The following is a 12,583-nucleotide window of genomic DNA, read 5'->3' as shown; positions in this document are numbered from 1 at the left end:
GCTCACTCGCCTGCGGCCTCGGCACCGCCTGCACCGGCGGGCTTGCGGCGGCGACGGCGGCGCTTCTTGGCCGGGGCATCGCTGTCGCCCAGCAAGGCATCCAGCGTATCGGCGCCCGGTGCAGCCGAGACGGCCGCGGGGCTGCCTTCGGCTGCCGCAGCGGCCTTCTTGGGCACACGGCGGGCGGGTGCCGGAGCCTGGCTCTTCTGGCGCTGGCGTTGTTCTTCACGGGCCTGGGCCACCAGGTCTTCGCGGCGGGCATCGTCGGCCTGCTGGAACTCCTGCCACCAGCTGGCCAGCGATTCCTCGACCTCTCCCACATCGGCGCGCAGACGCATGAAGTCGAAACCTGCGCGGAAACGGCCCTGGGCCACCATGCCGAACGGCGTGGACCCGGTGCGCTTGTCGAAACGCGGCTGCATGACCCAGATTTCGCGCATGTCGGCGGCCAGCTTGCCGCGGCCGGAGACATCGCCAATGCGCTGGTCGAACACCTCGTCAATGGCTTCCTGCAGCGCCGGGAAGGCATGGAAGCCCTTGTTCAGGCGCTTCTCCCAGCCGGTCTTCACGTCCTGCCACAGCACGCAGGCCAGCAGGAAGCTGGGCGCCACGGGCTTGCCTTCGCCGACGCGGCGGTCGGTGTCGGTCAGGGCGGCGGTGACAAAGGGATGGTCGGCGCGCTCCACCACCACATCCAGCAGCGGGTAAATGCCTTTTTCCAGACCCAGCTTCTTGAGCTGCTCGACGGACGACAGCGCATGGCCGGTCTGCAGCAGCTTGAGCATTTCGTCGAACAGGCGGCTTTGCGGCACTTCCTTCAGCAGGGGCTCGCACTCGAGCAGCGGCTTGGCGGTCTTGGGTTCGAGCTTGAAACCCAGCGGCGACAGCTTGGCGGCAAAACGCACGGCACGGATGATGCGCACCGGGTCTTCGCGGTAGCGCGTGGCCGGATCGCCGATCATGCGCAGCATTTTCTTCTGCGCGTCCTGGATGCCCTTGTGGAAGTCCACCACGACCTGGGTTTCCGGGTCGTAGTACATGGCGTTGATGGTGAAGTCGCGGCGCGTGGCGTCCTGGTCCTGCGGACCCCAGACGTTGTCGCGCAGCACCCGGCCACTGGCGTCCACCGCATGCTGCATGTGGGCCAGCGCGGCCTTGCTGGTGCGCTCGTTGCCGCTGACCTGCTCGGCCAAGCTGTTGTCCATGAAGGCGCGGAAGGTGGAGACCTCGATCACCTCGTTCTCGCGGCCGCGGCCATAGACCACGTGCACGATGCGAAAACGCTTGCCGATGATGAAGGCGCGACGGAACAGGTTCTTCACCTGTTCGGGCGTGGCGTCGGTGGCCACGTCAAAGTCCTTGGGACGCAGGCCCAGCAGCAGGTCGCGCACGGCGCCGCCAACGATGTAGGCCTCATGGCCGGCATCCTTGAGTGTGCGCACCACGTCCACGGCGCGGCGGTCCACCAGCTCGGGGTCGATGCCGTGCACCTCGGCCGGCACGTCTTCGCGCTTGCCGAATTGCGGCTTGCGCGAACGGGTGGCGGCCGGGGCCTTGCCCAGCAGTTTGTCGATAAAGGTTTTGATCATGGTGTCTCGGTAAACAGGTCCAGCACGCGCCAGCCACGCTCCTGGGCCAGGGCGCGCAAGCGCGTATCAGGATTGGTGGCGACCGGATGGTCCACTTTCTCAAGCAGGGGCACGTCGTTCATGGAGTCGCTGTAGAACGTGGTCTCCACATCGCTCCAGGACAGCCCCCGTGCGGCCAGCCAGGCGTCCATGCGCACCACCTTGCCTTCGCGCATGTTGGGAATGCCGTCGATCTCGCCGGTGAACCAGCCCTGGGCATCGCGCGCCAGCGAGGTGGCCACCAGTTCCTGCACGCCAAAGGCTTGGGCGATGGGGCGGGTGACGAATTCATTGGTGGCCGAGGTGATGACCACGGTATCGCCCGCATCCAGGTGGCCTTGCACCAGTTGCAGGGCTGCCGGCGTCATGGCCGGGCGGATCACCTCGTCCATGAACCGCGCGTGGGCCGCCGCAGCGGCTTCGGGTCCGCGCTGCACCACGGCGGCGGTGGCAAAGCGCACGTAATCGGGCACATCCAGGCGGCCAGCCAGGTAGTCGGCAAAGAATTCGTCGTTGCGGCGGCCGAATTCGGTGCGGTCGCACCAGCCGATGGCAATGGAGAACTCGCCCCAGCCGTGGTCGGAATCCAGCGGCAGCAGCGTGTGGTCAAGATCGAACAGCGCCAGCCGGGGGCGCTGCGGTGCAGTGGGTGCGGACATGGTGTCGAAAGAAGTTGCAGGTTGCGGCGAAATGGCCATGGCCTACTCGGTTTCCAGCATGGTCTTGAGCAGCGGAATGGTGATGGCGCGCTTGTTGCGCAGCGCAAAACCGTCCAGCATGCCCAGCAGCTGCATCAGGCTGCCCAGATCGCGCGAGAAGCGATTGAGCATGTAATCCATCACATCATCGCTCAGGAAAACGCCGCGTGCGTCGGCTTCCTGGCGCAGCACGGCCCGGCGTTCGGGCTCGTCCAGCAGGTGCAGCTGGAACACATGGCCCCAGCCCAGGCGACTGCGCAGGTCGTCGCGCAAGGTCAGATCGGCCGGAGGGGCGTCGCCTGCGGCCAGCACCCAGCGCGGCGAGCCGGACGTTGGCGCAATCGCATTCACGAACCAGTTGAAGGCCCGGGACTGCTGCATGGGGGTGTACAGGTGCACATCGTCCATGATGACGGCGGCCCAGCGCTCGTCGAATTCCGGGGGGAAGCCAGTGCTGGCATCCATCCAGCCCACTTCGGCGCCCTGCTCGCGCAGCGCGGCGTGCACCGCCTTGAGCAAATGGCTTTTGCCCGAACCGGACACCCCCCACAGGTAGGTGGGCACCGGGGCGCGGGCGGCATCCGAGGACAGGCCTTCCCCCACCCAGGTGCGCAGATGCTGCACCACGGCGGCGTTGCTGCCTTCGTAAAAACGCGACAGCGAAGGGCCGGTCGCCAGGCCGATGTCCAGGGCCAGCTGCTTCATCGCGGCCATGCGCAGGCCTCCTCCCGGGGAAGGACCGACAGGGTCCAGACGATCAAAGCAGGCACAGACAAGGGCAGCAGCATTCCAGACAGAACAAGGGACAGGCAGTGCGCCCCACCGAAGCAGAGCGCCTTGCACACAACCCGTAACAAGGCTGCGCTGGGGGATTTTAGACCGTAGCGCACGACCCCATGGACAGAAGGCATGCAACGCAGGGCTGGCGACAAGGACAAAAGGCCTTGCAAACGCCGTACCACCAGCCCGGTGAATGGGGTCTCGCCTTAGAATCAGCAGATTCAGCCCGCCCCAGGGCATCTCCTGCACTGACGACCCCATGAGCTCCTCCACCTCTGCCTCCACCCCCATTTCCTACAAAGACGCTGGCGTTGACATCGATGCAGGCGACGCCCTGGTCGAGCGCATCAAACCGCTGGCCAAGAAGACCATGCGTGAAGGCGTGATGGCAGGCATCGGTGGCTTCGGCGCACTGTTCGAAGTGCCCAAGCGCTACAAGGAACCCGTGCTGGTCTCCGGCACCGACGGCGTGGGCACCAAGCTCAAGCTGGCGTTCGAGTGGAATATGCACGACACCGTCGGCATTGACCTGGTGGCCATGAGCGTGAACGATGTGCTGGTGCAAGGCGCCGAGCCGCTGTTCTTCCTGGACTACTTTGCCTGCGGCAAGCTGCATGTGGACACGGCAGCCGCCGTGGTGGGCGGCATTGCCAAGGGTTGCGAGCTGTCGGGCTGTGCCCTGATCGGCGGCGAAACCGCTGAAATGCCCGGCATGTACCCCGATGGCGAATACGACCTGGCCGGCTTTGCCGTGGGCGCGGTCGAGAAGTCCAAGATCTTGACCGGCCAGAACGTGAAGCCCGGCGACCTGGTGCTGGGCCTGACCTCGCACGGCGTGCACTCCAACGGTTTCTCGCTGGTGCGCAAGTGCATCGAGCGCGCCGAAGCCAACGGCACGGTACCTGCCACGCTGGACGGCAAGCCCTTCAAGGCCGCCATCATGGAACCCACCCGCCTGTACGTGAAGAACGTGCTGGCCGCGCTGGAGCAGCACCCCATCAAGGCCCTGGCCCACATCACCGGCGGCGGCCTGCTGGAAAACATCCCCCGCGTGCTGCCCGAAGGCACGGGCGCCGACCTGAAGGCCGGCAGTTGGCCCCAGACCGAGCTGTTTGCCTGGCTGCAGACAACCGCCGGCATTGACGATGTGGAAATGAACCGCACCTTCAACAACGGCATCGGCATGGTGCTGGTCATCGACGCCGAACACGCCGAAGCCACTGCGGCCACGCTGCGTGGCCTGGGCGAGACGGTCTACCAGATCGGCCAGATCGTCGAGCGCAGCGAAGGCGCTGCCGTTCAGGTTCGCTGATCGCGCAGCAAACAGCAGCAGGGCGCGGACACCATGGGCCAGAACTCTTCCCAGCTTCCCAGCATCTGTCCTTCCTCGCCCCCCACGCCGCCACGCGGTGTAGTGATCGCCAGCTATCTGCTGATGGCAGGGGCCTTGCTGCTGGTGATGTGGCGCGGCCTGCTCCCCGGCCTGCTGTGCGCCTGCGTGGGCTTTCTGCTCACCCGCGCACTGGCCGGCGGCATCACCCGGCTGCAGCGCCGTCCCTCGGGCGCCATGCCCGAGCGCTGGGTCCAGAATCTGGCAGCCGGCATCATCATGCTGGCACCGCTGCTGCTGCTGACCGGCGCCCTGACCCACACCCGCAGCTACATCGTCGACGCGCCCCAACAGTACCGCGAACTGCTGGACTACCTGGCACGCACGGTGCTGGAGCTGCGCGACAAACTGCCGCATGACCTGACGGCCCAGCTGCCCCAGGGGGCGGCCGAGATCCAGCACATCATTGCCAACTACCTGGCCAACAAGGCCGGCACCCTGGCCATGGCCGGCAAAGCCTGGCTGGCCGGCGTGCTGCACGCCTATGTGGGCCTGCTGATCGGCGCCCTGGCCGCCGTGCGCCCACGGACCGTGCCCCACCACCCGCTGACCCAGGCGCTGCACCGCCGTGTGACGCTGCTGGGAGAGTCCTTCCGCCAGATCGTGGCCGCCCAGTTCTGGATTGCGCTGTTCAACACCTTGCTGACCGCGCTGTTCCTGCTGATCATTTTGCCGGTGTGGGACCTGTCCCTGCCCTACACCCCGGCCCTGATCACCCTGACCTTTGTGGCCGGCATGATTCCCATCGTGGGCAATCTGCTGTGCAATGTGGTGCTGACGGTGGTGGGCCTGTCGGTCTCCCCGATTGCCGCTGCCGCCTGCCTGGCCTTTTTGATCCTGATCCACAAGGCCGAGTACGTGATCAACGCCAAGGTCATAGGCCAGCGCACCCACATGGCCGTGTGGGAGCTGCTGTCGGTGATGTTCGTGGCCGAATCGGTGTTCGGCCCCGCCGGACTGGTGGCCGCCCCGTTGTTCTACGCCTACCTGAAAAAAGAACTGCACGACGCGCGCATGATCTGACGCAACGGCTGCAGGCTGCGCCCTCCTGTCCGCGGCCACAGGCAAACGCCATTCCCCATCTACCGCCTACCCGCCACAAGTGCCCGTGGCATAGCCCGCAGCACGTTTTTTGGCTGCCGCCCCGCCTTCTGGCTCCGTGGGATCTGGCCCACCATCCCCGCGCAAAAAAAGAGCAGTGCCTGCGCACTGCTCTTCATCTGGATCTACCCTAGGCTTCTATCCTCCAACACTAGCCACCGGTGCAAGGGGTGCCCACAGGCTCGCCAGCACCGACTCAGGAACTGGCACGCAGCTGGGCCAGCTGCTCTTCCACCATGTCCAGATCCTGCGCGGCCCCGGCGTGCTGTGCATAGGTTTGCAGATCCTGCATGGCGGCGCGGCGCTCGCCACGTTCCATGCGCACCAGGCCGCGGTCGCGGTACTCGCCCCAGGCGGTGGGGTTCAGCGTGATCAGGCGGTTCATCACGGCCAGCGTCTGCACCTCATCGCCCTGCTGCTGGTGGATGTTCTTCAGGTTGCGCAGCATGCGCTCCAGAATGCCGCGGTGACCGGCCGGCTGCAGGTACATGGCCAGCGGTGCCATGTCCTCCTGCTCCAGGCCCCAGGCCTGCTTGAAGGGCTCCAGGCGCTCACCCAGCTGGGCATGTGATAGCCCCTGGCCGGTCAGCGGATCCTGGACGATGATGCCTTCCTTGAGCTGCACCTTGACCAGGAAATGCCCCGGGAACGACACCCCGTGCGCCGTCAGGCCGATGCCATGGGCCAGCTCCAGCCACAGCACGCCCAGCGAGATGGGAATGCCGCGGCGCGTGTCCATCACCCGGTGCAAATAGCTGTTGTCCGGGTGGAAGAAGTCGTTGTGGTTGCCGGCATAGCCCAGGTCTTCGTAGAAGAACTGGTTCAGAATGGTCAGGCGCTGCAGGCCGTTGGCGCCCCATGGCACGCAGTCGCGCAGCAGCTTGAGCGTACGCTCGTACTGGTAGAGCGCGTCTTCGATATCCAGCTGCGGATCGGCATCCTGCCCCAGGCTGATGGCCGCCTCAAGCAGCAGGCGCGGCTCATCGCGGCGCACCAGGGTTTCAAAATATTCCAGTGGGGTAGGCAGTCCAAAATCAAGCGTCATTCGATTCATCTCACGCTGCTGAGCACGGGATCACCGGCGCAACAGCTTGCGCAAGGGCAAGCCAGTCACTGCCAATACCCCGAAATACACACAGGAGGAGAGCGCCAACGCTCCCGCCATCAGGCCGGCGCGCTTCCATTCGCCCAGCGCCAGCCAGTCAAAAGATTGTGCAAACCACAGCAAGGGTACCGCCAGCAAAATGGCGGCCGCCGTGACCTGCATCAATAGTTTGCCCCAGCCCGGCGCCGGCACGAAGGCCTTGCGTCGGATAAGTCCTACAAGCAGCCAGGCGGCATTCACCAACGCCGCCAGCCCTATCGACAGTGCCAGCCCAGCATGGGCCAACCAGGGCACCATCAGCAAATTGAAAATTTGCGTCAACACCAGCACACAGATAGCAATCTTTACAGGGGTGCGGATGTCCTGGCTGGCGTAATAGCCCGGCGCCAGCACCTTGATCGCCACCAGCCCCACCAGCCCCACGCCGTAGCCGATCAGGGCGATGGCAATCTGCCCCACATCGCTGGCATGCAGCGCGCCGCGGTGGAACAAGGTGGCCACCAAGGGCGTGGCAAAGGCCAGCAGCCCCACACCACAGGGCACGGCCAGCAGCAGCACCAGGCGCAGACCCCAGTCCAGCATGGCGGAGTATTTCTCGCTGTCCCCCGCCGCCTTGGCGGCAGCCAGCTGTGGCGTCAGCACCACCCCCAGCGCCACGCCCAGCATGGCCGTGGGGAATTCCATCAGGCGGTCCGCATAAAACAGCCAGGTCACACTGCCGGGCGCCAGGTGCGAGGCGATCTGGGTGTTGATCATCAGGCTGATCTGCGCCACGCCCACGCCCAGCAGCGCAGGCCCCATCAGGCGCAGGATGCGGCGCACCCCGGCATCGCTCCAGGCCTCTCGGATGGCCGACCACGACATGCCGATGCGCGGCAGCAGACCCAGGCCGCGCAGTGCGGGAATCTGCACCCCCAGCTGCAGCACGCCGCCCAGCATCACCCCGGCGGCCATGGCATAGATGGGTTCGATCCCGCGCGACTGAAAGTACGGTGCCAGCCACCATGCCGCCGCCATCATGCTGAGGTTGAGCAGCACCGGCGTGGCCGCCGACACCACAAAGCGCCGCCAGGTGTTCAGCACCCCGGCCGACAGCGCCACCAGCGACATGAAGCCGATATAGGGGAACATCCAGCGCGTCATCTGCACGGCGGCGTCCATGCCACCGGGATCCTGCTCCAGCCCGCTGGCCAGCAGCCACACCAGGGCAGGGGCACCGACCACGCCCACCACACACACCACCAGCAGCACCCAGAACAGCACCGTGGCCACATCGGAGATCAGCGCCCGCGTACGCTCCTCGCCTTCCTGGGCCTTGGTGCTGGCCAGCACCGGCACAAAGGCCTGGCTGAAGGCCCCTTCGGCAAACAGCCGGCGAAACAGATTGGGAATGCGAAAAGCGACATTGAAGGCATCCGTCAGGGCATTGGCCCCGAACATGGAGGCCATGATCAGATCGCGCAGCAGGCCTGTGACGCGGGAGGCCAGCGTGAACAGGGAGACGGTGGAGGCAGCTTTGAAGAGTGACACCCCGGCAGTGTAGCGAGAGCGGACACCCACTGCCGGCGCCCGGGCTGTGCCGCGTGCCGCCGTGCATGCCCCCATGCGTTGGCCCGGCCCTTCGGAGATGCGGAACCCAGGGGGCCACCGGGAATGCTATACTGCTCGGCTTCGCTGGCATCATCCCAGACACACTCAAGGAATATAGATCATGGCAACCAAAGCCAAAAAGAACCCCCGCCTGGCCTCCGGCCGCAAGCGCGCTCGCCAAAACGTCAAGCTGAACGCAGCCAACACCTCGCTGCGTTCCAAGTACCGCACCGCTGTCAAGAACGTCGAAAAGGCTGTTCTGACCGGCGACAAGGCCAAGGCCACCGAACTGTTCGCCAAGGCGCAGTCCGTGCTGGACACGATTGCCGACAAGGGCATCTTCCACAAGAACAAGGCTGCTCGCGATAAGAGCCGCCTGTCCGCCAAGGTCAAGGCCCTGGCCGCCGCCTAAAAGTCACTTTAGGCATCGCACGGATGGCTCCGGCCATCTGCTGTTTGCTTCGGTGCGCTGCCAGCGAAACAAAGAAACCGCCCTCGGGCGGTTTTTTTGTGCCTGCATGATGTGGGTCCGCAGTGGGCCTGGACCGCCGCTGTGGCGGTGGCTCTCCCCAAGCTGCAGGGCATCCCCCAAAATTTGCGGCCATAAAAAAGGCTTCCTGCGGAAGCCCTCGGTCTGCTCTGTCGCCTCAAAAGGCCGTGGTCAGGCCTCGGGCGCATCCGGCAGCGTGCACGCCTCCACCACCTGCAGGCGGTTGTCCTTGGCAAAGTTCAGCACGAAATCCCAGGCCATGGGCTCATGGGCGCGCAGATCGGAATGAATGATCACGCACTTGACCCCGTCGATCGAGGTGGGCACGCACCAGGGCGAGTAGCTGAGGTGGCTGCCGCGCGTGGCGCCACCAGGCCGGAACTGGCTCATCACCCCTGCCAGGCGCTCGGCCCAGTCACTGGGGCGGAAGGTTTTTCCATCCAGGGTGACGCCCTGGATAAAGAGTTCTTTGGAGGTAGGGGAGACCATCGGATCGATTTCTAAGAGAGACAGGCCACAACTGCAGGATCGCCACCAGGTGTGCCAAGCCCTCGGATTCTAGCTCTTATACAAGACCGGCCTTATTGCGCGGCAGCTACCCGACCAGAACCTGGGTGCGTTCGCATGGCTGTGATGCGCAATCCTCAACTCTCGCACAGCACGCGCACTCTAGAATTGCGCTTTGCCAACCTGGCGCTCCATCGTGCAGCAAGTATCCAAAATACTAGCAAGATATGCGCCACCACTGCTTTGTCAGGAGAGTATTCATGACCGCTCACATCGAGGCAACCTCGCCCCACGTAATGAACACCTATGGCCGCGTTCCCATCGCGCTGGAACGAGGCCAAGGCTGCCGCGTGTGGGATGTGAACGGCAAGGAATACCTGGACGGTCTGGGCGGCATTGCCGTCAACACCCTGGGCCACAACCACCCCAAGCTGGTGCCGGCACTGCAGGAGCAGATCGCCAAGCTGATCCACACCAGCAACTACTACCACGTGCCTGGCCAGGAGCAGCTGGCCGAGCTGCTGACCGAGCGCGCCCAGATGACCAATGTGTTCTTCTGCAACACAGGTCTGGAAGCCAATGAAGCCGCCATCAAGATCGCCCGCAAGTACGGCGTGGACAAGGGCATCGAAAAGCCGGTGATCGTGGTCTATGACCATGCTTTCCATGGCCGCTCCATCGCCACCATGACCGCCACCGGCAACCCCAAGGTGCGCAACGGCTTCGGCCCGCTGCTGGACGGTTTCATCCGCGTGGCCCCCAACGATATCGAAGCGCTGAAGGCGGCCACCGCCGGCAACCTCAACATCGTGGCCGTGATGATGGAGCCCATCCAGGGCGAAGGCGGCCTGCACCCGATGCGCGCCGACTACATGAAGGAAGTGCGCGCCCTGTGCGACGCCAACGAATGGCTGCTGATGCTGGACGAAGTGCAGGCCGGCATGGGCCGCACCGGCAAGTGGTTTGCCCACCAGTGGTCCGGTATCGTCCCCGACGTGATGACCCTGGCCAAGGGCCTGGGCTCGGGCGTGCCCGTGGGGGCCGTGGTCACCCACGGCAAGGCCGCCACCGTGCTGCAGCCGGGCAACCATGGCTCCACCTTCGGAGGCAACCCGCTGGCCATGCGCGCCGGGGTGGAAACCATCCGCATCATGGAAGAAGACAAGCTGCTGGACCATGTGACCGCCGTGGGCGAACACCTGAAGGCCAAGCTGCAGTCCGAGCTGGGCAGCATCCCCGGCTTTGTGGAAGTGCGCGGCCAGGGTCTGATGATCGGCGTGGAACTGTCCAAGTCCTGCGGCCAGTTGATCGGCCAGGCTGCCGAGGCCGGTCTGTTGATCAGCGTGACTGCCGACACCGTGATCCGTCTGGTTCCGCCGCTGATCATGACCACCGCCGAAGCCGATGAGCTGGTCACCCGCCTCAAGCCGCTGGTGCAAGCCGTGCTGGCAGCCTGAACGCGTTAGGATGGACTGCATGAAGCATTACCTGCAATTTAGCGACTTCACCGCCGACGAGTACGACTACCTGCTGGAGCGCGCCGCCCTGATCAAGAAAAAGTTCAAGGGCTACGAGAAGCACCACACGCTGAGCGACCGCACACTGGCCATGATCTTCGAGAAGGCCAGCACCCGCACCCGCGTGAGCTTCGAAGCCGGCATGTACCAGTTGGGCGGCTCCGTGGTGCACCTGACCACGGGCGACAGCCAGCTGGGCCGCGCCGAGCCCATCGAGGACAGCGCCCGCGTGATCAGCCGCATGACCGATCTGGTGATGATCCGCACCTTCGGCCAGGACAAGATCGAGCGCTTTGCCGAATACTCGCGCGTGCCCGTCATCAACGGCCTGACCAACGAGTTCCACCCCTGCCAGATCCTGGCCGACATCTTCACCTTCATCGAGCACCGCGGCTCCATCAAGGGCAAGGTGGTGGCCTGGGTGGGCGATGGCAACAACATGGCCAACACCTGGCTGCAGGCGGCCGATCTGCTGGGCTTCAAGGTGCACCTGTCGACCCCCGGCGGCTATGAAGTGGATGAACAGCTGGCCTTCAACGGCAAGCCCGTGCACCCCGGCTGCTACGAAGTCTTCCAGAACCCGCTGGACGCCTGCAAGGGCGCCGACCTGGTGACCACCGATGTGTGGACCAGCATGGGCTACGAGGCCGAGAACGAAGCACGCAAGAAGGCCTTTGCCGACTGGTGCGTGGACGCCGAGATGATGGCCGCGGCCAAAGCCGACGCCCTGTTCATGCACTGCCTGCCCGCCCACCGCGGCGAGGAAGTGGAGGCCGACGTCATCGACGGCCCGCAATCCGTCGTCTGGGACGAAGCAGAGAACCGCATGCACGTGCAAAAAGCGCTGATGGAATACCTGCTGCTGGGCCGCCAACCCGGCTGATCCGCCACGCCCGGCTCACCTGCATACCCCCAACACCATGCATCCGAGCCCCGGCACACCACACCGCCTGCAGGCCTTGCGCCGGCTGGCGGTGTTTTTTTGGCCGCTGCGCCCCTGCCTGGGGGATGCACGCTACGGCCAGTGCGGCGGTGCACAGGCCCTGCGCCAGCCGCACATCGCACGCCACAGCCGCGTGCCCTCCGTCTACGGGCCGCGCAAGCGTTTTGCGGCCCGGGTGCGCGCGCTCTATGTGCGCATCCACACCTTCTATCTGAAGTTTCTTCAAGGCCACACCTAGTGGGCCGCAAGCGGTCACGCCCCCGGCGTGGCCTTTGCTTTCCCTGTGACAGGCGGCTTTCCGGTGCGGAAACGCTGCCGGTTGCCTGTGCCCCGATCCTGAAGAAACACGATGAGCCAATCCCTCCATCCCTGCGTAACCTGCGGCGTGTGCTGCACCAATTACCGCGTGGAATTTTCCGTCTACGAGCTGCAATCCATGGGCGGCACCGTGCCCGACCACCTGGCCCATGAAGTGCCCGGCAAAGGCAACCGGGCCCGCATGAACGGCACCGAAAAGCACCCGGTACGCTGCGTGGCCCTGACCGCACTGCCCCACCTGGGCGAGAACTGCGTGGGCTGCGGCATTTACGAGCAGCGCTCGCGCCCCTGCCGCGACTTCCCGTTTGCCTCCTACGGCTGCCACGACACCCGCGCCAAATTCGGCCTGCCCGCGCTGAGCGAGGAAGACGTAGCCCCCTGGCTGGAAGCCGCCTGAGGGCGCCGCCGCCGCACTGCCCGACATCCCGGTTGGTGCAGGTGGCTGCGGGGGCAGCGCTCCCGTAACTTCCGTGCTTTTCTGCGCCGCAAGCATGTGCCGCAGGGCACAGGCAGCTC

General features: G+C 65.2%; 13 protein-coding genes. 7 read left to right on the top strand and 6 right to left on the bottom strand.

Annotated features, from left to right (window positions below; genetic code table 11):
* Positions 1-2: 2 nt before the first annotated feature.
* Genes pcnB through hda form a run of 3 tightly spaced genes read right to left on the bottom strand, consistent with a single transcriptional unit; the run spans position 3 to position 3,031 of the window.
* Positions 3-1,589, bottom strand: coding sequence for a polynucleotide adenylyltransferase PcnB (gene pcnB, locus B3349_RS17860; protein WP_291590737.1), 1,587 nt, complete (start codon positions 1,587-1,589; stop codon positions 3-5).
* Positions 1,586-2,287, bottom strand: coding sequence for an HAD family hydrolase (locus B3349_RS17855; protein ID WP_291590735.1), 702 nt, complete (start codon positions 2,285-2,287; stop codon positions 1,586-1,588). The genes pcnB and B3349_RS17855 overlap by 4 nt, the downstream gene beginning before the upstream one ends.
* 42 nt (positions 2,288-2,329) lie before the next feature.
* The gene (gene hda, locus B3349_RS17850) at positions 2,330-3,031 is read right to left on the bottom strand and encodes a DnaA regulatory inactivator Hda (protein WP_291590897.1); all 702 of its coding nucleotides are present in this window, start codon (positions 3,029-3,031) and stop codon (positions 2,330-2,332) included.
* A gap of 334 nt (positions 3,032-3,365) precedes the next feature.
* On the opposite strand from hda, the gene purM reads away from it, so the two are divergent.
* Both purM and B3349_RS17840 read left to right on the top strand, forming a co-directional pair.
* Entirely contained in the window at positions 3,366-4,418 is a 1,053-nt protein-coding gene (gene purM, locus B3349_RS17845; protein ID WP_218333693.1) for a phosphoribosylformylglycinamidine cyclo-ligase, read from the top strand.
* 33 nt (positions 4,419-4,451) lie between these two features.
* Positions 4,452-5,519, top strand: coding sequence for an AI-2E family transporter (locus B3349_RS17840; RefSeq protein ID WP_291590732.1), 1,068 nt, complete (start codon positions 4,452-4,454; stop codon positions 5,517-5,519).
* A 274-nt stretch (positions 5,520-5,793) separates the two neighbouring features.
* Here the strand turns inward: B3349_RS17840 and B3349_RS17835 are convergent, their stop codons facing one another.
* Entirely contained in the window at positions 5,794-6,642 is an 849-nt protein-coding gene (locus B3349_RS17835) for a SirB1 family protein (protein ID WP_291590730.1), read from the bottom strand.
* Positions 6,643-6,672: 30 nt separating this feature from the next.
* Positions 6,673-8,232 carry a murein biosynthesis integral membrane protein MurJ gene (gene murJ, locus B3349_RS17830; RefSeq protein ID WP_291590728.1) on the bottom strand — a complete coding sequence of 520 codons (1,560 nt, stop codon included), beginning with the start codon at positions 8,230-8,232 and terminating at the stop codon, positions 6,673-6,675.
* Positions 8,233-8,413: 181 nt separating this feature from the next.
* Between murJ and rpsT the strand changes: the two genes are divergently transcribed.
* On the top strand, positions 8,414-8,704 hold the full coding sequence (gene rpsT, locus B3349_RS17825; RefSeq protein WP_066536543.1) for a 30S ribosomal protein S20: 291 nt from the start codon (positions 8,414-8,416) through the stop codon (positions 8,702-8,704).
* A gap of 249 nt (positions 8,705-8,953) precedes the next feature.
* Here rpsT and B3349_RS17820 read toward each other — a convergent pair whose 3' ends face one another.
* The gene (locus B3349_RS17820) at positions 8,954-9,271 is read right to left on the bottom strand and encodes a DUF3579 domain-containing protein (protein WP_066536546.1); all 318 of its coding nucleotides are present in this window, start codon (positions 9,269-9,271) and stop codon (positions 8,954-8,956) included.
* A gap of 278 nt (positions 9,272-9,549) precedes the next feature.
* On the opposite strand from B3349_RS17820, the gene B3349_RS17815 reads away from it, so the two are divergent.
* The 4 genes from B3349_RS17815 (at position 9,550) to B3349_RS17800 (ending at position 12,464) form a co-directional block, all read left to right on the top strand.
* Positions 9,550-10,746: an aspartate aminotransferase family protein gene (locus B3349_RS17815; RefSeq protein ID WP_291590726.1), complete on the top strand. Its 1,197-nt coding sequence runs from the start codon at positions 9,550-9,552 to the stop codon at positions 10,744-10,746.
* 19 nt (positions 10,747-10,765) lie between these two features.
* A complete protein-coding gene (gene argF / locus B3349_RS17810) occupies positions 10,766-11,689 on the top strand; it encodes an ornithine carbamoyltransferase (RefSeq protein WP_291590724.1) in 924 nt (307 codons plus the stop codon).
* Between the two features lie 37 nt (positions 11,690-11,726).
* On the top strand, positions 11,727-11,987 hold the full coding sequence (locus tag B3349_RS17805; protein WP_291590723.1) for a hypothetical protein: 261 nt from the start codon (positions 11,727-11,729) through the stop codon (positions 11,985-11,987).
* Positions 11,988-12,098: 111 nt separating this feature from the next.
* Positions 12,099-12,464: a YkgJ family cysteine cluster protein gene (locus tag B3349_RS17800; protein ID WP_291590722.1), complete on the top strand. Its 366-nt coding sequence runs from the start codon at positions 12,099-12,101 to the stop codon at positions 12,462-12,464.
* Positions 12,465-12,583: the final 119 nt, after the last annotated feature.

The organism is Comamonas sp. UBA7528 (assembly GCF_002479375.1).
Taxonomy (GTDB): Bacteria; Pseudomonadota; Gammaproteobacteria; order Burkholderiales; family Burkholderiaceae_C; genus Comamonas.
This window is presented reverse-complemented; position numbering and strand designations above follow the sequence as displayed.